Annotated in this window: 16 protein-coding genes; 6 read left to right on the top strand and 10 right to left on the bottom strand. The window is 75.2% G+C overall.

Features of this window, described 5'->3' with window-relative positions; translation table 11 throughout:
• Nucleotides 1–61 precede the first annotated feature (61 nt).
• Nucleotides 62–979, top strand: coding sequence for an enoyl-CoA hydratase/isomerase family protein (locus K7396_RS20850; RefSeq protein ID WP_152105143.1), 918 nt, complete (start codon nt 62–64; stop codon nt 977–979).
• Between the two features lie 92 nt (nt 980–1,071).
• Here the strand turns inward: K7396_RS20850 and K7396_RS20845 are convergent, their stop codons facing one another.
• Together K7396_RS20845 and K7396_RS20840 are read right to left on the bottom strand one after the other, a co-directional pair.
• Nucleotides 1,072–1,725 (bottom strand): hypothetical protein, encoded by a 654-nt coding sequence (locus K7396_RS20845; RefSeq protein ID WP_223660134.1) that lies wholly within the window; start codon nt 1,723–1,725, stop codon nt 1,072–1,074.
• Between the two features lie 8 nt (nt 1,726–1,733).
• Entirely contained in the window at nt 1,734–2,306 is a 573-nt protein-coding gene (locus K7396_RS20840) for an RNA polymerase sigma factor (protein WP_152105145.1), read from the bottom strand.
• Nucleotides 2,307–2,509: 203 nt separating this feature from the next.
• Here K7396_RS20840 and K7396_RS20835 point away from each other — a divergent pair, with 203 nt between their 5' ends.
• Nucleotides 2,510–3,130: a flavin reductase family protein gene (locus tag K7396_RS20835; RefSeq protein WP_223660133.1), complete on the top strand. Its 621-nt coding sequence runs from the start codon at nt 2,510–2,512 to the stop codon at nt 3,128–3,130.
• A 96-nt stretch (nt 3,131–3,226) separates the two neighbouring features.
• Entirely contained in the window at nt 3,227–3,952 is a 726-nt protein-coding gene (locus K7396_RS20830) for a dienelactone hydrolase family protein (RefSeq protein WP_086718712.1), read from the top strand.
• A gap of 51 nt (nt 3,953–4,003) precedes the next feature.
• Here K7396_RS20830 and K7396_RS20825 read toward each other — a convergent pair whose 3' ends face one another.
• The 3 genes from K7396_RS20825 to K7396_RS20815 form a co-directional block, all read right to left on the bottom strand.
• Nucleotides 4,004–5,074, bottom strand: coding sequence for a Zn-dependent alcohol dehydrogenase (locus K7396_RS20825; RefSeq protein WP_086718711.1), 1,071 nt, complete (start codon nt 5,072–5,074; stop codon nt 4,004–4,006).
• Nucleotides 5,071–6,264: an acyl-CoA dehydrogenase family protein gene (locus K7396_RS20820; protein WP_152105146.1), complete on the bottom strand. Its 1,194-nt coding sequence runs from the start codon at nt 6,262–6,264 to the stop codon at nt 5,071–5,073. Before K7396_RS20820 ends, K7396_RS20825 begins: the two co-directional genes overlap by 4 nt.
• A 132-nt stretch (nt 6,265–6,396) precedes the next feature.
• Nucleotides 6,397–7,305: an SDR family oxidoreductase gene (locus K7396_RS20815; RefSeq protein ID WP_086720994.1), complete on the bottom strand. Its 909-nt coding sequence runs from the start codon at nt 7,303–7,305 to the stop codon at nt 6,397–6,399.
• A 107-nt stretch (nt 7,306–7,412) separates the two neighbouring features.
• Between K7396_RS20815 and K7396_RS20810 the strand changes: the two genes are divergently transcribed.
• Nucleotides 7,413–8,339 carry a cyclase family protein gene (locus K7396_RS20810; protein WP_086720995.1) on the top strand — a complete coding sequence of 309 codons (927 nt, stop codon included), beginning with the start codon at nt 7,413–7,415 and terminating at the stop codon, nt 8,337–8,339.
• A gap of 331 nt (nt 8,340–8,670) precedes the next feature.
• On the opposite strand, the gene K7396_RS20805 is transcribed toward K7396_RS20810, so the two are convergent.
• The 3 genes from K7396_RS20805 to K7396_RS20795 form a co-directional block, all read right to left on the bottom strand.
• Entirely contained in the window at nt 8,671–9,156 is a 486-nt protein-coding gene (locus K7396_RS20805) for an ATP-binding protein (protein WP_086720996.1), read from the bottom strand.
• A 472-nt stretch (nt 9,157–9,628) separates the two neighbouring features.
• Nucleotides 9,629–10,651: an acyl-CoA dehydrogenase family protein gene (locus tag K7396_RS20800; RefSeq protein ID WP_152105147.1), complete on the bottom strand. Its 1,023-nt coding sequence runs from the start codon at nt 10,649–10,651 to the stop codon at nt 9,629–9,631.
• 1 nt (nt 10,652) lies between these two features.
• The gene (locus K7396_RS20795; protein ID WP_152105148.1) at nt 10,653–11,807 is read right to left on the bottom strand and encodes an acyl-CoA dehydrogenase family protein; all 1,155 of its coding nucleotides are present in this window, start codon (nt 11,805–11,807) and stop codon (nt 10,653–10,655) included.
• A 130-nt stretch (nt 11,808–11,937) separates the two neighbouring features.
• Between K7396_RS20795 and K7396_RS20790 the strand changes: the two genes are divergently transcribed.
• The gene (locus K7396_RS20790) at nt 11,938–13,503 is read left to right on the top strand and encodes a class I adenylate-forming enzyme family protein (RefSeq protein WP_086720281.1); all 1,566 of its coding nucleotides are present in this window, start codon (nt 11,938–11,940) and stop codon (nt 13,501–13,503) included.
• Nucleotides 13,504–13,540: 37 nt separating this feature from the next.
• Nucleotides 13,541–14,722 carry a DNA glycosylase AlkZ-like family protein gene (locus K7396_RS20785; protein ID WP_086720282.1) on the top strand — a complete coding sequence of 394 codons (1,182 nt, stop codon included), beginning with the start codon at nt 13,541–13,543 and terminating at the stop codon, nt 14,720–14,722.
• 22 nt (nt 14,723–14,744) lie between these two features.
• Here K7396_RS20785 and K7396_RS20780 read toward each other — a convergent pair whose 3' ends face one another.
• Together K7396_RS20780 and K7396_RS20775 are read right to left on the bottom strand one after the other, a co-directional pair.
• Nucleotides 14,745–17,003, bottom strand: a complete 2,259-nt coding sequence (locus tag K7396_RS20780; protein WP_086720283.1) for a protein kinase — start codon at nt 17,001–17,003, stop codon at nt 14,745–14,747.
• Between the two features lie 240 nt (nt 17,004–17,243).
• A complete protein-coding gene (locus K7396_RS20775; protein WP_373866975.1) occupies nt 17,244–19,376 on the bottom strand; it encodes a serine/threonine-protein kinase in 2,133 nt (710 codons plus the stop codon).
• Between the last annotated feature and the right edge of the window lie 19 nt (nt 19,377–19,395).

Below are 19,395 nucleotides of genomic sequence, written 5' to 3'. Positions count from 1 at the left end.
CACCCATGCCCGTGCCCGCACCCATGCCCACCACGACCGCACCCTTGGGAGCCGCTCCCCCATGACGCCCTCACCGTCCCCCGATGCCGTTCCCCCTGCCGCCGGCCCCACCGGGCCCGTCGAGCCCGCCGGGCCCGGCCGGCCCGCCGACGGCGCCGCCCGTGCCGTTTCCCCCGACCGCGCGGACCCCGTCGATTCCTTGATACTGCACACCACTGACAACGGCGTCGCGTGGCTCACCCTCAACCGGCCCGAGGCGATGAACGCCCTCACCCAGGAGCAGCGCGAACGCCTCATCCGCCGGCTCGCCGACGCCTCGTCCGACCCCGGCGTACGGGCCGTGGTCCTCACCGCGACCGGCCGGGGGTTCTGCGCGGGTGCGGACCTCCGCGGTTCGCCGTCGTCGCGGGAACGGGTCGCCGGCGATGTCGCCCGGCTGATCCGCGACGGCGCCCAGCGGCTCATCGCGGCGGTGCTGGACTGCGAGAAGCCGGTCATCGCCGCCGTCAACGGCACCGCGGCCGGGCTCGGCGCCCACCTCGCGCTCGCCTGCGATCTGGTGCTGGCCGCCGAATCGGCCCGCTTCCTGGAGGTGTTCGTACGCCGCGGGCTGGTCCCGGACGGCGGCGGCGCCTACCTCCTGCCGCGGCTGATCGGCCCGCAGCGCGCCAAGGAGCTGATGTTCTTCGGCGACGCCGTACCGGCTGCCGAGGCGGCCCGGCTGGGACTGGTCAACCGCGTCGTCCCCGACGGCGAGCTGACCAAGACGGCACGGGAGTGGGCGGAGCGGCTGGCGACGGGCCCGACCCGGGCACTGGCCCTGACCAAGCAGCTGGTCAACGCCTCGCTCGACGCCGACCGGGCGACGGCCTTCGCCGCCGAGGCCACCGCCCAGGAGATCAATATGACGACGACGGACGCCCAGGAGGGCGTCGCCGCCTTCGTGGCACGCCGCACCCCCGCCTACCGGGGCCGGTGATCCGGACCGTACGGGCGGAGCCGACCGTTCCGGCCACGGTCCGGCCCCGGCCCCGGACCACAGGCGCACCCCCGGCCCGGCGGCCGCCCGCCCTACCTCTCCCCCCCCGGGCACTCCCGCACCTCGCGGGTGTTCCGCGTCCGCACCCCCGGCAGCCACCCACGCACGCCCTGCCCGGTGGTGACGAGATACCAGCGGGTGGAGGTGACGCCCGCCTCGTCGCGGACCATCCGGCCGTCGGTCACCACGCAGTGCGCGGCGAGGCCGTCGCCGTGCCAGACCCGGCCGGCGGAGTTGCCGCGCGCGGCGTACTCGGCGCGCGGGTCCCTGGCCAGCCGCAGGGCACACTCCAGGGAGCGGCCCGTACGGCAGGCCCGTTCGCTGTTGTAGACGGTGACCTTCACCGTCGCCGGCGGGCCCGCCGGCCGCAGCGCGACGGGCCCGGGGCGCACCAGCCACCACACGCTCAGCACCACCGCGGCCACCGCGGCCGCCACCACGAGCGCGACCGCGTACGGCCGCCTCCGGGGCAGTGCGGCCACGGCGGGGGCCGGCGTGGCGCCGGGGTCCCTGACGCGGCCCCACAGGCCGGGCGGTGTCTCGATCTGTTCGTCCGCGAGCCGCAGCCGGGCCCGCAGCAGCGCTTCGGCGTCGTCCCCGGGGCCGCCGCCCCGGCCGCCCCCGAAGTCCCGGCCGCCGCCGCCCGCACTGCCCGCACCGCCGTCGTAGCGTGGCCCCACACCCACCGCGCCGCTCACCTCCCGGCCTGCCCGTGCTCCGATGCAACGAGGTAGGCGCGGAGCCTGTCCAGCGCGCGGGCGCGATGGCGGGCGGCGGTACCACGGTGCACTTTCATGATCTTGGCGGCCTGGTCGAGGGTGTAGCCGTCGAGGTCGACCAGGATGACGATGCCGGCCTGCCGGTGCGACAGCTTCCCCAGCAGCCGCACCGCTTCGATCTCGGCCTGCCGCCGCTCCACCCCGCCGTCCCAGCCGCCCGGGGCCGCACCGGATCCCGCGCCCGCCCCGCCCTCCTCCACGCCGTCCATCCCGTCGACCAGGACCTGGCGCCGGTCCTTGCGGTAGGCGTCCCGGGCGACGTTGAGCACGGCGGTGAAGGCGTAGGCGTACGGCTCCGGATGGGCGAGGAAGCGCTGCGGACGCGCCGCGAGTCTGAGGTAGGCCTCGTGCACCACGTCCTCCGCGGACTGTCGCGATCCGGCCAGCATCACCGCCCTCCGGTAGAGGCGGGGCAACAGCCCGCAGAAGACCTCGTCGAAGGTGGGTGACGCGGCGGACGAAGCTGACGACGCTCTGGCATCGGCCATGTACCGGAACTCTCCCCCGTGTTCGGCTACGGACGCGGCCGGGGTGGACGCTACCCGCGCGGTCGACACGCAATCAGGAATCCGCTTCCCAATCTCCCCCGAATCAGCCGAGATCGCCCCGGATCGCCCGGCAAACCACACGTGCGGGTGGCCGCGGCGTCCCGCTCCTTCACATCTGACGCTGCATCAGATTCAATGAAGCCATGATGGGACACGCTGCAATGGCGGCCACGGCCGTGCGGTACCTGCGCTCCGTCGGCGCGCCCACCACGGCCGCCGCCCCCGCCGATCCCCACCCTCGGCCGGCGCTGCGGGCGGTACGCGACGACGAGCGCGCCCCCCTGGACCCGGCCGAATTCCGCGCGGTCCTGGGGCACTTCGCCAGCGGCGTCACGGTCATCACGTCCCCCGGCGAGCCGGGGCCGGCCGGTCTCGCCTGCCAGTCCTTCGCCTCGCTCTCCCTCGACCCGCCGCTGGTGGTGTTCATGGTGGCGCGCACGTCGACGACCTGGCCGCGGATCGCCCGCGCCGGGGTGTTCTGCGTCAACGTCCTCGGCGCAGGCCAGGGCGAGCTGTGCCGGGGCTTCGCGGTCAGCGGCGGCGACAAGTTCGCCGGTGTGGACCACACCGCCGCGCCGGCGACCGGTTCACCACGGCTCGCGGGCGTGCCCGCCTGGATCGACTGCACGATCCAGGCCGTGCACACCGGCGGCGACCACCTGATCGTGGTCGGCCACGTCGAAGCCCTCGGCACGGACCCGTCCGCCGCCGCACACGGCCCGCTCCTCTTCCACCGGGGTTCCTTCGGGCAACTCGGCGGGTGAGCACGGCCGGCCCGGTGGTACAGCCGGGGCGGACCACCGTCTGCCCTCGGTGAACACCGGCCCCACCGGGCTCGACGGTCACTACCGTCCCACCTCATGACGACGATCACCACGCGCACGGTCACCTACCCGGCCGACGCCCTCACGATGACCGGGCACCTCGCGCTCCCCGCCGGTGCCGGCCGCCGGCCCGCGGTCCTGATCGGCCCCGAAGGGACGGGGCTCAGCGACGTCGAGCGCCGCCGGGCCGATGCGCTGGCCGAGCTGGGATATGTGGCGCTGGCCTTCGACCTCCACGGCGGGCGCTATCTGGACGACCCCGAGGAGATGCTGGCCCGTTGCATGCCGCTGCTCGCCGACCCCGACCGGATGCGGGGCATCGGCCACGCGGCGCTCGACGTGTTGCGTGCCGAACCGCGGGCCGACCCCGACCGGATCGCCGCCGTCGGCTACGGCACCGGGGGTGCGATCGCGCTGGAACTCGGGCGCGACGGCGTGGACCTGCGTGCGATCGGGACGGTCAACGCACTGACCACGGGCCGGCCGGGCGAGGCGGCACGCATCCGCTGCCCGGTGTGGGCCGGGGTCGGGTCGGAGGACCCGATCATGCCGCCCGCGCAACGGGACGCGTTCACCGCCGAGATGCAGGCCGCGGGCGTCGACTGGCGCCTCGCGGTCTACGGCGGAGCCCTGCACGCCTTCCACCACCCATCGGTCGGCCACCCCGTGCGCCCCGGCGTCGGCTACCACCCACAGCACGCGCGGCGGGCCTGGCGCGACGTCGTCGCCCTGCTCGCCGAGTGCCTGCCGGTAACGGAGTGATCCGCCAGGGCCGGAGTTCCTCAGGATCGGGCCGGAGCCGGCCGGCACACCTCACCCGAAGGTCAGCACCGCCCGCGCCACCCGCCCGTGATGAGCGTCGTCCGCCGCCTTCGCGAAGTCCTCCACGGGGTACGTCTTCGTCACCAACTCGTCGAGCAGCAGGCGCCCTTCGCGATACAGCCGGGCGTAGAGCGCGATGTCCCGCTGCGGGCGGGACGAGCCGTAGCGGCAGCCCAGGATCGACTTGTCCAGGTACATCGACGACACCCGGAACGACGCCTCCGCACTGGCCGGCGGCACGCCGAGCAGCACCGCCTGGCCGTGCCGGTCCAGGAGGTCGACGGCCTGCCGGATCAGCCGGGTGCTGCCCACGCACTCGAAGGCATGGTCGGCGCCGGTCGGCAGGATCTCCTTCACCGCCTTGACGCCGTCCGGCGCCGCCGACGCGTCGATGAAGTGGGTGGCTCCGAACTGCCGCGCCACCGTCTCCTTCGCGGGGTTGGCGTCCACCGCCACGATCACCGACGCCCCGGCGATCCGCGCCCCCTGGAGGACGTTGAGGCCGATCCCGCCCGCCCCGATCACCACGACGGAGTCCCCGCGGTCCACCTTCGCCCGGTTGAGCACCGCCCCGACCCCGGTCAACACCCCGCAGCCGATCAGCGCGGCCGACGTCAGCGGAATGTCCTCGGCGATCTTCACCGCCTGCACCGCCTTGACGACCGTACGCTCCGCGAACGCCGAGTTCGACGCGAAGCTGAACAGCTCGGATTCGCCGCGCCGGAACGGCTTCTGGGGCATCCCGATCGCCTTCCGGCACATCGTCGGCCGCCCCCGGTCGCACTCCGCGCACGCCCCGCAGTTGGCCAGCGTCGACAGCGCGACATGATCACCGGGCTCCACATGGCCGACGCCCGCGCCCACGGCCTCGACCACCCCCGCCCCCTCGTGCCCCAGCACCACCGGCACCGGAAACGGGATGGTCCCGTCGACCACCGACAGATCGCTGTGGCACAGCCCCGCGGCCCGGATGCCGACCAGCACCTCGCCCGGCCCCGGCTCCCGCACCTCCAGGTCGTCCACGACCCGGGGCTGCTCGCCGTCGAACACGACACCTCTCACATCCGCTCCACTCTGGGCAGGCCGAGCACCCGCTCGGCGATGATGTTCCGCTGGATCTCGTCCGAGCCGCCGTAGAGGGTGTCGGCCCGGGTGAACAGGAACAGCCGCTGCAGCGCGTCGAGTTCGTACGGCGCCCGCGCGGTCCAGTCGGCGGGGCCCAGCGCCGCGGCGGCCCCGCGCACCCGCATCGCCAGCTCGCCCAGCCGCTGATGCCAGCCGCCCCACAGCAGCTTCGCCACACTCGGCGCACCGGCGTCCCCGGCCGCGCCCAGGGTCCGCAGCGCGTTCCACCGCATGACCTTCAACTCGGCCCACTGCGCGACGAGTCGGTCACGCAGCACGGGGTCCCGCAGCGCACCGGAGCGCACCGCGGCCGCCACGACCTCCGCCAGCTCCGCCGCGAACCCGATCTGCTGCACGAGCGTGGACACCCCCCGCTCCCGCGCCAGCAGCCCCATGGCCACCCGCCAGCCGGCGCCCTCCCCGCCCACCACGTACGGGGCCCTCGCCCCGTCGAAAAACACCTCGTTGAACTCCGCCGTCCCCGACATCTGCCGGATCGGCCGCACCTCGATCCGCCCCGGCTGGTCCATCGGCACCAGCAGGAACGACAGCCCCCGATGCCGCCGCTCGCCCGGATCCGTCCGCGCCAGCACGAAACACCAGTCGGCCTCCCGGGCCAGCGACGTCCAGACCTTCTGCCCGCTGACGCGATACCCGCCGCCGTCCCGGACCGCCACCGTCCGCAGCCCCGCCAGATCCGACCCGGCCTCCGGCTCGCTGTACCCCTGGCACCACAACTCCTCGCCCCGGGCCACGGCCGGCAGGAACCTCCGCCGCTGCGCCTCGTCCCCGTACGCGAGCAGCGTCGGCGCCAACAGGTTCTCCCCGATGTGCCCCGCCCGCCCCGGCGCCCTGGCCCGCGCATACTCCTCGGCCCACACCACCTGCTGCGTCAGACTCCCCACCCGGTTCCCGTACGCCCCCTCCGCGCACTCCCACCCGAGCCCGATCCACCCACCGGCCCCCAACTCCCGCTCCCAGGCCCGCCGCCCCTCGACCCCCTCGTGCTCGCTCCCGGGCCCGCCGCGCCCCGCCAACTCGGCATAGACACCCACGAGATGCCCCGCAAGCCAGTCACGAGCCTCCGCCCGAAACCCCTCGTCCCCACTCCCGAACTCAAAGTCCACAAAAACCTCCCTCGCCCACCCCCGCCCACCTGACCCCACCCACCCACGGGGAGCAACGGCGAGCGCACCGCGCCAGCGGGCGGCAAACGGCGATCAACAACCACGGCGGGAAAGCCAAAGACGCGGAAAGACCTACACGTTCGGCCGCGCCCCCGCATCCGCCGCGGCCGCCATCTCCGCCACCCGCGCCAGCATCGGCATGGGATCGGCCCCGACGGAACCCGGCAGCGCCTCCGCCACCCGCTCCGGCGTCCACCCACCCCCGTCGGCGTGCACGGAGCGAAGCTCCCTCGGCTGGGCCCACACCGCGATCTTCGGCCCGGCGACCGTGTAGACCTGCCCGGTGATCTCCCGGGCCCGGTCGCTCAGCAGGTAGACGACCAGCGCCGCGACGTCCTCCGGCTCGCCGATCTCCGTCAGTTCCATCGGTACGTTCGCCGACATCCTCGTCCGCGCCACCGGGGCCACCGCGTTGGCCGTCACCCCGTATTTGTGCAGGCCCAGCGCGGCGCTGCGGACCAGCGAGATGACGCCGCCCTTGGCGGACGCGTAGTTGGCCTGGGACACCGATCCCTGGTGGTTGCCGCTGGTGAAGCCCAGCAGGGTCCCGGAGCCCTGGCGGCGCATGACCGCGGACGCCGCGCGGAAGACGGTGAACGTCCCCTTCAGGTGGGTGGCGATCACCGGGTCCCACTCCTCCTCGGACATATTGAAGAGCATCCGCTCCCGCAGGATCCCGGCGACACAGACCACGCCGTCGATCCGCCCGTACTGCGCCAGCGCGGTGTCCACGATCCGCTGTCCGCCGGCCATGGTGGACACGTCGTCGGCGACCGCGGAGGCCGTTTTGCCGGCCGCCTCGATCTCCTTCACCACGGCCTCGGCGACCTCACTGCTGGGTCCGCCGCCGTCGATGGCGACCCCGTAGTCGTTGACGATCACCCGGGCGCCCTGCTCCGCGCAGGCGAGAGCCACCGCCCGGCCGATGCCGCGGCCCGCCCCCGTGACGGCGATCACTTTGCCGGCCAAGAAGTTCCCCATGCCGTGACCCTTCCCGCAGTTTCTGACGGACCGTTAGATTTTTGAGCAGACACCGAACGAACACAAGACCCCGGAGCGCATCGAACCCGGCCGCCCGAGGAGGGCCCATGCCCCTGCCGCAGGAGTTCCACGACATCGCCGAACGCGTGAACAACTGGGGGCGCTGGGGGGCGGACGACGAGATCGGCACCCTCAACCTGATCACCGACCGGGTCGTACGGGAGGCCGCCGCCGGCGTCCGCAGCGGCCGCCGCGTGCCGCTCGCCCTCCCGCTCCGGCAGGACGGCGTACAGACCGGCGTGATCCCCGGCCGGGTCAACCCGCTGCACACCATGACCGCCGTCAACCAGGAGATCTTCGGCCCCGGCACGGTCGCGACGACGGACGACGCGGTCACGATGGGCCTCCAGGCCGCCACCCACTGGGACGGCCTCGCCCATGTCTCCCACTCGGGGCGGCTCTACAACAACCGCCCCGCCGACTCGGTCACCGCGCACGCCGGCGCCACCCGCCTCGGCATCGAGAAGGCCGCCCCGCTCGTCTCGCGCGGGATCCTCCTGGACGTGGCCCGCGTCCACGGCACCGACCGGCTGTCCGGCGGGCACGCCGTCACGCCGGAGGACCTGGACGCCGCCGAGGAGCTGGCCGGGACGACGGTGCGGGCCGGCGACATCGTGCTCGTACGGACCGGGCAGCTGCGGCACTACCTCGACGGCGACCGGCAGTCCTACGCGTTCCCGTCACCCGGCCTGTCGGTGCGCACCCCGGAGTGGTTCCACGCGCGCGATGTCGCGGCGGTCGCCAACGACACCCTGACCTTCGAGATCTTCCCGCCGGAGATCGAGAACCTCTGGATGCCGGTGCACGCGCTGCACCTCGTCGAGATGGGCATGCTGCAGGGCCAGAACTGGAATCTGGAGGAGCTGTCGGCGGCCTGCGCCGAGGCGGGGCGGTACACGTTCCTGCTGTCCGCGATGGCCGAGCCGTTCGTCGGGGGCTCCGGGGCACCGGTCGCGCCCGTGGCGATCCTCTGAGCGGGCCGCGACGGGCCGCCGCCCCTGACGGCCGGCGGCCCGACGGCGCCCGGCCGGCCGGTGGCGATGCGCCCGTGCGCGCCCCGAGCACGGCACCGCGGACCGCCACCACTCCCGCTGTCGCGGGGAACCCGCCAGGCCGCGATCCGCACTCGCCGAGGCCCCGGCCGGCATCCCGGCCCCACGACCTCGACGTCCCCTCGCGGCGCATCGCTCCATCCAAGAGTGATCAACCGGGCACGCCGCGTCAACACCCGGTGGGGGCCGCAGGAGTGACGCCCGGCTTTGCCGCATACGCCGGAAATCTCACCCTGCGTAGCGGGCCGGGCGGTCACGCCTGGTGCGAGACGGCGTGCGGCGTCGCGTGCTGCGGTTCGTAGGCCCCCAGGTCGGATCCGGACGCCATCAGCAGCGGCTGGCCGCGGTCCACCTCGCACCAGATCCGCTTGCCGCCGCCCTCCTGCTGCCATCCCCAGCGGTCGGCCAGGCCGTCCACCAGCTCCAGGCCGCGGCCGTTGGTGTCGTCGCCGTCGGCGTGCCGCTGACGGGGCGGGCGGGCGCTGGCGTCCACCACCTCGACCCGGACGGTGCCGACCACGGCGCCCGAGCCGGAGAAGCACATCCGCAGCTCGGCCGCCGCGCCGGTGTGCACCACGGCGTTGGTGACGAGCTCGGAGATCAAGAGGATCAGTGTCTCCGCGAGTGGTTCGTCGGCCCCTATACCGGAACCCACGAGCCGCGACCGGGCCCACCGCCGGGCCCGCCCCACCTCGGCCGGGTCGGGCCGTACGTCCAACTGAACCTGAAGCACCTGCACCGCTCACACCATCCGAACCGGCGGAAACATCGCCTCGCGCCTCCACGGAGTCACGGTGCGTGACCCCGGTGAAGCACAGCATGGTTGACGTTGAGTCACCCCAACAAGCGCTTCGGGCATATTCCAGCGCAAGGGAGTATGCGTCCTGCATACTGTGCGACGCACTTTGCGGGGAGTCGAACAAGGGGGGCGACCGGGCCCCGCCCAAGGGCGAGCGGCGCGCAGTCCGTACCCCGGAGCCGTCTCACCGACGACACCGGGTCCGTTGCGCCACAGAACCACTCGCACCCCACGGAGGGTACCCGAGCCGCGCGCCGACTCCCCCCTGTGACGAGTCACGCCCAGGACACAACCCGATATCGACACTGCGTGACCGTTTCTGTGTGGCGAGTCCGACATTTCGCATACGAGTTGCCCGAGTCCGGCATCGCCGGGCGCCACCCGTCACCGCGGCGGCCGCCGTCCGGCCCCGTCAGGCGAGCAGGCCGTCCGCCAGCAGTTCCTCCGCCTCGCGGGCCGACCCCCAGCGCTCGGCCCGCAACCAGGCCCGCTTGAGATGCAGATGGACGTCGACGTCCCAGGTGAAGCCCATCCCGCCGTGCACCTGCAGGCAGTCCCGCGCATTGCGCACCGCGGCCTCGTCGGCGAGCAGCTTCGCGGCCGTGACTTCGTCGGCACGCTCCGTGACCGCCGCCGCATACACCGCACTTCGGGCGATTTCCGCCCGGACGAGCATCTGCGCGCACAGGTGCTTGATCGCCTGGAACGTGCCGATGGGCACCCCGAACTGCTCGCGCTCGCGGGCGTGGCCCACCGCCATCTCGACGGTGCGGACGGCGCTGCCCAGTTGCTGGGCCGCGGTGAGCAGGGCGGCCTCGCGGCGGAGCCGGGGCACGTCCAGGGCGAGGGGCGCGGTGCGGCGCAGGTCCGTGACGCGGGCGAGGGGGGTGAGGGGGTCGAGGGAGGTGAACGGGGCGCGGGCGATCCGGTCCGCCGCGCTCCGACAGGCCCCGCCCGTGCGCCCCTGTGCGCCCCTCAGCGCGCCCCCGGGGCCGTCGCCGGACCCACCACCGGGCCCGGCGCCGCCGCGGCCCGCCCCGCCCTCCACCAAGATCAACTCATCGCAGTCCCCGGGGTGTTCCCACAGCACCGGGTCCCGCTCCGCCTCGCACAGCGCGACGATCCGCTCGCCGGCCGCGACCCCGTCCACCGCCCCGGCCAGCAGCTGGCAGGCCACCAGCGGCCCCGGCAGCAGCGCCCGCCCGGCCTCCTCCAGGACCAGCACCGCCTCCGGCAGGCCGAGCCCCACCCCGCCGGCCCGCTCGGGCAGCCGCAGCGCGAAGAACCCGGCCCCGCCCAGCTCCCGCCACAGCGCACGGTCCAGCCCCGGGGCGTCGACCGCGGCCCGCAGTCGCTCCCGGCCGAAGCGTTTGGCCAGCAGCTCGCGGGTGCCGTCCCGCAACGCCCGCTGCTCCTCGGTGAGTCGGAAGTCCACGTCACCGCCCCTTCGGCAGGCCGAGGACGCGCTCGGCGACGATGTTCTTCTGGATCTGCGAGGTACCGGCCGCGATGGTGTACGAGAGGGACGACAGCCGGTCCGCGACCCACTCGTGGTCCGCGTCCAGCGCGCCGGCGCCGAGCACCTCGGCCGCCGCGTCGTAGAGCTCCTGGCGGGCGTGGGAGTAGCGGAGCTTGAAGACCGAGCCGCCGGTCCCCGGCACGCCGCCACCGTGCTGCGCCTCGCTCACGTTCCACTGGGTCAGCCGCCACAGCGCCGCGAACTCCGCGTTCAGCCGGCCCAGTGTGCGGCGCAGCACGTCATCGTCCCAGCGGCCGTTGGCGCGCGCCGCCCGGGCCAGCGCGCCGAGCACCCGGCGGCAGGCGACCACCTCGCCGACGAAGGCGGTGCCGCGCTCGAAGGACAGCGTCACCATCGTCACCCGCCAGCCGTCGTTCTCCGCGCCGACGCGGTTGCCGACCGGTATCCGCACCTCGTCGAGGAACACCTCGGCGAACTCCGTCGAGCCGGCCAGGGTGCGCAGCGGCCGGACGGTCACCCCCGGGGCGTCCATCGGCATCGCCAGCCAGCTGATGCCGCGGTGCCGGGGCACGTCCGGGTCGGTGCGGACGAGGAGTTCGCACCAGTCGGCGACCTCGGCGTGCGAGGTCCAGATCTTGGCGCCGCTGACGACGTAGCTGTCCCCGTCGCGCACGGCCCGGGTGCGCAGCGCGGCGAGGTCGGAGCCGGCGTCCGGTTCGCTGAAGCCCTGGCACCAGACGTCGTCGCCGCGCAGGATCGGCGGCAGCCAGCGGGCGCGCTGCCCGGGGCTGCCCTCGGCGGCGAGGGTGGGCCCGGCGTGCAGCAGCCCGACGAAGTTCGCGCCGACGTAGGGCGCGCCGGCCCGCTCGGTCTCCTCCAGGAAGATCAGGTGCTGGGTGGGGGTGGCGCCCTGCCCGCCGGCGTCCCGCGGCCAGTGCAGGCCCGCGTATCCGGCGTCGAACAGCATCCGCTGCCAGGCCGTGTCGTACGCCCGCCGGCCGGGCCAGTCGCGCGCGGCGGGTTTCGGGGGGAGGCCCGGCAGCACCTCGCCGAGCCAGGTGCGCAGCCGGGCCCGGAAGTCTTCCTCTTCCGGTGAGTACGTGAGGTCCATCGCCGCCCCCTCGACCGTTTCTGATGGGCCGTCAGCTATCAGGCTAGCCGCGGCCCCCTGGACCGACAAGGCGCCGGCCTCTAATCTCGGCACTTGGCCTGACGCTTCGTCAGCTCTGTGGGAGGGGCGGATGACCGGCAGCACGCTCTGGGACCTGGTCGCCTGGCGGGCCGCCCGCAGCCCCGGCGCCACCGCCCTCGTCCAGGGCGCCGCGTCCGCCCGGCACGAGCGGCGGATCACCTTCGGCGCCCTGCACGAACGCGCGGAACGGGTCGCGGCCGGCCTGTACGAACGCGGCGTACGGCCCGGCACCCGGGTCGTCTGGCAGCTGCCGACCCGGATCGAGACCGTGCTGCTCAGCCTCGCCCTGGCCCGGATCGGCGCCGTCCAGAGCCCGGTCGTCCCGCTCTACCGCGACCACGAGGTGGGCCAGGTGCTGCGCCGCACCGGTGCCGCCTTCCTCGCCGTCCCCGGCGTCCTGCGCGGCTTCGACCACGGCGCGATGGCCCGCCGGCTGGCCGCCCGCCTGGCAGGACCGCTCACCGTCCTCGACGCGTACGGCACCCTCCCCGACGCCGACCCGGCCGTGCTGCCCCCGCCGCCCGCCGACGCCGACGAGGTCCGGTGGATCTACTGGACCTCCGGCACCACCGCGGGCCCCAAGGGGGTGCTGCACACCGACCACAGCCTGCGCACCGCCGGCCGCACCCTGGGCGAGGCGCTGCGCCCGCGCCCGTCCGACGTCGGCTCGATGGCCTTCCCCTACGCCCATGTCGCGGGCCCCGACTACACCGTCCTGCTCCTGCTGCACGGCATCCCGGCCGTCCTGCTGGAACACTTCGCGCTGCCCGGCTCGCTGCCCGCCTACCGCCGCCACCGCGTCACGATCGCCGGCGGCTCCACCGCCTTCTACTCCCTCTTCCTCGGCGAACAGCGCACACTGCCGCCGGGCCGCCGGCTGCTGCCGTCGCTGCGGCTGCTGGCAGGCGGCGGGGCGCCCCGGCCGCCCGCGCTCCACCACGAGGTCGTCGCCGCACTCGGCTGCCGGCTGGCCCACGGCTACGCCCTGACCGAGGCCCCGATGGTCACCATGGGCGATCCGGACGACAGCCCCGAACTCCTCGCCACCACCGACGGGCGGCCCCCCGCCGGCATGGACATCCGTATCGCCCCGGGCACCGGGGAGATATCCGTGCGCGGCCCGGCCGTCTGCCGCGGCTACCTCGACGAGCCGTCCCCCTTCGACGCCGACGGCTTTCTGCCCACCGGCGACCTCGGCCGCCTCACGCCCACCGGCCACCTCGTCGTCACCGGCCGCCTCAAGGACATCATCATCCGCAAGGGCGAGAACATCTCCGCCCAGGAGATCGAGGAACTCCTCCATCGGCACCCCGGCGTCGCCGACGCGGCGGTCATCGGGCTGCCGGACGACCGGCGCGGGGAACGCGTCTGCGCCGTCGTCGAGCAGCCGCCGGGAGCCGCCGCGCTGACCCTGGACGAGGTCCGCTCGCACCTCCTCGCCCAGGGCCTCGCCCCGCACAAGCTCCCCGAACGCCTGGAGCTGCCGGCCGCCCTGCCGCGCGGCGCCACCCTGGGCAAGGTGCTCAAACGGGAGCTGCGGGAGCGGTACGGCGCCGGGCGGGGTGACGGCGGGGCCCCGCCCGGACAGGCCCCCGAAGAGGCGACGCCCGGGTAGGACACCACCTGTCCTACCCGCCCCGTACCGTCACCGTATGACCCGCTCGCGCCCCCGTATCGACACCGCCCAACGCCGTGCCCGCCTCGGACGGCGGCAGTTGCTCGCGCCCGCGCACCGCGCCGCCCGCAGCGAGGAGGTCGCCGACGCGGTCGTGGCGCTGCACGCCAGCGACCCGGCGACGGTCCATCTGGCGGCCTGCGCCCGGCTGGCCGCCCCGGACCCGGCCGCGGTGGAACGCGCGCTGTACGACGACGGATCACTGGTCCGGCTGCTGTGCATGCGCCGCACCCTCTTCGCGGTCGGCGCCGCACTGACCCCGGTCGTCGTCTCGTCCACCGCGCGGGCGATCGCCGCCAAGGAGCGGGCGGGCACGCTCAAGTGGCTCACCGAGGGCGCCCCGGGCTGGGACGAGCGGCGGCTGGCCGACGTCGAGGCGCGGACGCTGGCCGCGCTGCGCGCCCACGGCGAGGCCACCGCCGCCGAACTCGCCGCCGAGGTGCCCGACCTGCGCGAGACCGTCGTGAACTCCCCCGGCAAGCCGTACCAGGCCACGGTCGCCGTCTCCAGCCGCATCCTGCGGACCCTGGCCGCCGAGGGCCGCATCCGGCGCGGACGCCCGCGCGGCGGCTGGACCAGCAGCTCCTTCCGCTGGCGGCCGGGCACCGCGTTCGCCGAACTGCCCGCGCCGCCGGCCCCCGAGGCGCGCGCCGCCCTCGCCCGCCGCTGGCTCGCCGCGTACGGCCCGGCGACCGTCGAGGACCTCACGTGGTGGACGGGGTGGACGCTCACCGCGACCCGGCAGGCCCTGGCCGCCGTCGGGGCCGTCGAGGTGGACCTGGACGACGGCGCCCCCGGCGTCGCGCTGCCCGACGACCTCGAACCGGTCGCCGCCCCCGCCCCCTGGGCCGCCCTGCTGCCCGGCCTCGACCCCACCGCGATGGGCTGGAAGGCCCGCGACTGGTACCTCGACCCGGCCCGCGTACCGCAGCTCTTCGACCGCAGCGGCAACATCGGGCCGACGGTGTGGTGGTGCGGCCGGATCATCGGCGGCTGGGCCCAGCGCGCGGACGGCGAGATCGTCTGGCGGCTGGCGGACAGCGGCGGCGAGGCGGCCGCCGCGGTGGCGGCCGAGGCGGCCCGGCTGACGGACTGGATCGGGGACGTCCGCGTCACCCCGCGCTTCCGGACCCCGCTGGAGCGGGAGTTGAGCCGGTGACGGGCCCCGCCGCCCGGCCGCCTCAGCGCGGCCGGTAGCTGCTCGTCGCCTGCTCGTAGAGCTTGTCCACCTCGTGCCGGCCGCTGTCCGGGCCGATGACGAGGACGAGGTGGTAGCGGCCGTTGTGGATCATCGCGAGGTTGCGCACGTACACCTCGCGGCCGCTGCCGTCCCGCCAGGAGAAGGTGCCCTCGGCCATCGCCGTCTTCCCGACGTCGATCCGCTGCAGACCGGAGGCCGACGCCCACCCGGAGGAGCGGTACGGGGCCAGCTCGGGCTCCTTGTCCTGCATGTACGCCATGGGGTCGGTGCCGGAGTGCGCCGTGGTGTCCCGGCCCGGCACCACCACCAGCTCGAAGTCCCCGCCGACGTACCGCACCTGGCGCCGGTCGTTCGCCCCGCGCCGCTGCCAGTCCTTGCGGACCGCGATCTGGAAGCCCCCGGGGTCGCGGCGGACCTCGTAGCCGTCGGCGGCACCGGTCGGCCGGGTCGCCGGCGGCGCGCCGGGGGCCCCGCCGTCGCCCTTCTCCGGGCCGGCGGACGGTGTGGGCCCGGTGCCGGGCGCCGCGCCCGAGGTGCTCGCACGCTCCGCGCCGCGCCCGCCGGCCCCCTTGTCCCGCCCGGCGCCGGGCAGGAACGCCAGCGCGTAGACGACCGCGCCGACGAGGAGGAGCAGGACCACGGTGAGCAGCAGCCGGCCGAGGCGGCGCGGGGCGCGCGCCGGGTGCCCCTGGCGCGGCCCGGAGGCCAGCCCGACCTGGCCCAGCGTCTGCTGTTCGTACGGGTCCCGGTCCGCGTCCCCGGCGGCCCCGGCGAACGGCTCGGCGGGCCGCTCCGCCCGGACCGGCGCGGGCTGACCCAGCGGCCCCGGCTGCTTCGGGGGGCGCGGCGGACGGGGCGCCGGAGCGTGCGGCGCGGACCGCTCCGGCGCCTCGGGGACGGGCGGGGCGGCCGCGGCGGCCGGCGCCCGGTCCGCCCCGACGGCGGCCGGTGCCGGCTGCGGCCGCGCGCGCCGCGATGCCCGGGTCTTCTTGTGGCGCCCCTTGCGGACGAGTTCACCGCGGCGCCGCACGATCGGCAGCCGCCCCGGATCGGCGCCCTGCGACGCCGGCACCGTCACCAGCAGGCTGCCGGCCTCCGGCTCCGGCGCCGTACGGATCAGCGAGCGCAGCCAGCCGCTCAGCTCCTCGAAATCCGGGCGGTCGGCGGGGTCCTGGCGCAGCAGGGACTCCACGACCGGACGCAGCGCCCCGCACTCCTCGGCGACCGCCGGCGGCTGCGAGCAGACCAGCTGCGCCAGTTCGGTGACGCTGTCCTCCGGGAACGGCGGCTGCCCCTGCACGCTGCGGTAGAGCAGCGCGCCGACGGCCCACAGGTCGGTGGCCGGGCCGACCGGCGGCGCCAACTGCCAGTTCTCGTGCACCGGTCCGGCCTGCTCGGGCGCCCAGCGCTCGGTGACCGGGCCGATGGCGGTCAGCCGCGCCTGCCGCGCCCGCTCGGCGGCGAGCCCGGCGGAGGGCCGGCCGTACGGGGCGTCGTCGCCGGGCACGGGCTTGGTCAGCGAGGTCCTGGCGGCGGGCCCGTCGGCCTCCGGCCCGTCCCCTGCCGGTCCGTCCGCGGCGGCCCGGTCCCGTGGCGCCCCGGCCGCGGCGGGCGAGTCGTAGCCGCACAGCGCCTCCTGGGCCGCGCCCGCGGCCAGGCCGGTCAGGATGGCCCGGCCGTCGTCGCAGACCAGGACGGTACGGGCGGTGATGTTGCGGTGCAGCCAGCCGTTGGCGTGCAGCACCCGCAGCGCGGTCAGCAGGTCCGCGGCGATCTCCGCGGCCCGGTGCGGGGACAGCGGCCGCTCGGCCAGCAGCGCGGACAGCGGGCGGGCGGTGAGCAGCTCCGCGACGATCCAGAGGCTGCCGTCCTGGGCGAAGGCGTCGAAGACCTGCTCCAGCCGCGGGTGGTCGGCCAGCTGCGCGGCCGTCGTCGCGGCGTCCAGCGCGCGGCGCACGGTGGGGTCGGCGGGACTGCGGTCAGCCTTCCCCGCCGGCAACCCGGCCGTCACCCGCGCGGCGCCGAAGCGGCCGCCGCCCGTGCCCCGTTCGCCGGGACCCGCCGCCGGTGCGCCCACGACCTCCGCCTCGACGACCTCCGGCAGCGGCACCTGACGGACCAGCACCTCCTGGCCGCTGAAGGTGTCGAACGCCCGGGTCTCGGTGAAGTCGTCGTCGCCGAGGGGCCGCAACGGCAGGCGGTATCGCTCGGCGAGCACCCTTCCCGCGTACTCGTCCACGACGCCTCCCCGCAGCGCGCGCTGTGTCTACCGTCGCGCCGGAGCCGCCCGCCGGCGTCGGCGCCAACGGTCACTTCCGGTCGTCTTTCCGCCGAATGCGGATGCGTACGGTCTTCGCGGTCTTACGATACGTGCCCGCATCGCCGCTTGCGGCCCGCTCGGCGCAACGACGCGCGACCGGTGCCCTCCGCACGGCCCGCACCCTGGCCCCGCACCCGGGCCCCGCGTCCGCCGCCCCGCTCAGTCCTTCAGCGCGAAGGTCTTGAACGCGGTCTTGATCATCTGCTGGCAGGGCTTGTCCGACCAGGCGTCCGCCTTGCAGGTGATCATGATGGCGTAGCCGTGGTCGTCGTCGGCGCGGAAGCCGCGGTCGAGGACCCGTACCTTCTCGCCGCTCTGCCGGCGGGTGAACGACCAGTCGGCGACGGTCGGGTAGTCCCGCCACTTCACCGGCTTGATGCCGATGAAGTGGTAGTCCTCGCTGGAGGAGCGCACGGCCGGCTCCAGGCTGCGCCACGAGGCCGCCGCGTCGTCGCCGGGCTTGGCGTTGTAGTCGATCTGGATGCGCGGGAAGCCGCCCGACGCGCTGTATATGGCGCCGGAGCCCTCCCCCGCCGTGCCCGTCTGGTGGAAGCCCTCGGGCATCGCCATACGGAAGTGGAACCTGCCGTTGGTGACCTGGGTGAAGCCGCCCGGCAGGTCCTTGCCGCCCTTGCCGCCGTCGCCGTCCTTGCCGCCCGTGTCCTCGGCGGGGGTGAGGTTCGGCGGCGGCTGCGGGCTCGACGCGTCCTGGCCCTTGGCCTCGTCCCCGCTCGCGTCGGCCGCGTCCGCCGAGGGCTTCGCCCGGCTCGCGGACGTCGCCTTGTCCTGCTTGCCGGACGACTTGCCGCTCTTGCCCGTCGCGTCGTCACCGCCCAGGGAGACGGCCAGGATCGTGCCCAGCACGGCCAGGACGACGACCACGGCCACCACGATCAGCGTCCGGCGCGGGACGACGTCGGTCACCGACGCGCGCGTCGCCGGGCGGCTGCCGTCACCGGAGCCGGAGTCCGCGCGGGCCGCCATCGCGGCGGCGGCGCCGCGGACGGTCTGCAGGGCGCCGCGCAGCCGCTCCTTGGCGGCCTCGGCGTCGAACCCGGGGCGGGCGCCCGCGGGGCGGTCCGCGGCGGCGGTGTCCGTACGGTCCGTCTCCGTCCGGCCGGGGCCGGTCGTCTCCTCGGCCGTGGCGGCGGCCGCCTTCTGCTGCGGGCGCTCGGTCCGCGCCGGCGTCTTCGCCGCGGCGGCGGAGGCGGCACCGGCCGTGGCCGTGCCGGCCTTGCCCGTGCCGGCCTTTGCGGACGCGGCGGCGCCCGCCGCGCCGGCCTCGGACGTGCCCGTCTTCCCGGCCGCCGGCTTCGCCACCGGCGCGGCGGCGGTCTTCGCCGGCCGCGCCTTCGCGGCGGGCTTCTGCTTCGGCTTGGCCTTGGGCTTCGGCTCCGCCCGCTCCCGGGGCACCGTCGGCAGCGCCATCGCCCGGGTCGCGTCCATCGGGGGCTCCGGCGTCTTCGCCTCGGGGGCCTGGAGCACGTCCTCCAGCAGCGCCCGCGCACCGGCGTCGTCGAGCCGGGCCGCCGGGTCCTTCACCAGCAGGCCGTAGATGACCTCTTCCAGCTCGCCGGCGCTCTTCGGCGGCTCGACGGGCTCGGTCATCACCGCGGTCAGCGTGGCGATCGCGGAGCCCTTGTCGTACGGCGGAACGCCCTCGACGCAGGCGTAGAGCAGACCGCCCAGCGACCACATGTCGGCGGGCGGGCCCGGCTTGTGGCCGCGGGCGCGCTCGGGGGAGATGTAGGAGGGGGCGCCGACGAGCATGCCGGTCGAGGTCACGGAGGGGTCGCCCTCGACCTGGGCGATGCCGAAGTCGGTCAGCACGACCCGGCCGTCGTCGGAGATCAGGACGTTGGACGGCTTCACATCGCGGTGCAGGATGCCCTCGGCGTGCGCGGCGCGCAGCACGTCGAGCACCACCAGGCCGACCTCGGCGGCGCGGCGCGGGGTGAGCGGGCCGTCGTCGCGGACGACCTCGGCCAGCGAGCGGCCCTCGACCAGCTCCATCACGATCCACGGGCGGTCGTCCTCGTCGACCACGTCATAGACCGTCACCGCGCCGTTGTTGCGGATCCGGGCGATCGCCTTGGCCTCGCGCAGCGTGCGGGTGATCAGGCGGCGCTTCTCGTCCTCCTCGACCCCGCCCGGGAAGCGCAGCTCCTTGACCGCGACCGTGCGGCCCAGGACCTCGTCGCGTGCCCGCCACACGGTGCCCATGCCGCCCCGGCCGAGAACATCGGCGAGCCGGTACCGCCCGGCGAGCAGCCTGCCCCCTTTGCCGTCCATCTCGACCTCGTCGCCCACT

The organism is Streptomyces angustmyceticus (assembly GCF_019933235.1).
GTDB lineage: Bacteria > Actinomycetota > Actinomycetes > Streptomycetales > Streptomycetaceae > Streptomyces > Streptomyces angustmyceticus.
The sequence above is the reverse complement of the archived record's forward strand: the minus strand, read 5'-3'. Positions and strand labels throughout refer to the sequence as shown.

Coding starts and splice junctions, on each gene's coding strand:
- K7396_RS20850 (WP_152105143.1), top strand. CDS start 62: ATGACGCCCTCACCGTCCCCCGATGCCGTTCCCCCTGCCGCCGGCCCC.
- K7396_RS20810 (WP_086720995.1), top strand. CDS start 7,413: ATGCCCCTGCCGCAGGAGTTCCACGACATCGCCGAACGCGTGAACAAC.
- K7396_RS20835 (WP_223660133.1), top strand. CDS start 2,510: ATGATGGGACACGCTGCAATGGCGGCCACGGCCGTGCGGTACCTGCGC.
- K7396_RS20815 (WP_086720994.1), bottom strand. CDS start 7,305: ATGGGGAACTTCTTGGCCGGCAAAGTGATCGCCGTCACGGGGGCGGGC.
- K7396_RS20795 (WP_152105148.1), bottom strand. CDS start 11,807: ATGGACCTCACGTACTCACCGGAAGAGGAAGACTTCCGGGCCCGGCTG.
- K7396_RS20790 (WP_086720281.1), top strand. CDS start 11,938: ATGACCGGCAGCACGCTCTGGGACCTGGTCGCCTGGCGGGCCGCCCGC.
- K7396_RS20775 (WP_373866975.1), bottom strand. CDS start 19,376: ATGGACGGCAAAGGGGGCAGGCTGCTCGCCGGGCGGTACCGGCTCGCC.
- K7396_RS20830 (WP_086718712.1), top strand. CDS start 3,227: ATGACGACGATCACCACGCGCACGGTCACCTACCCGGCCGACGCCCTC.
- K7396_RS20785 (WP_086720282.1), top strand. CDS start 13,541: ATGACCCGCTCGCGCCCCCGTATCGACACCGCCCAACGCCGTGCCCGC.
- K7396_RS20840 (WP_152105145.1), bottom strand. CDS start 2,306: ATGGCCGATGCCAGAGCGTCGTCAGCTTCGTCCGCCGCGTCACCCACC.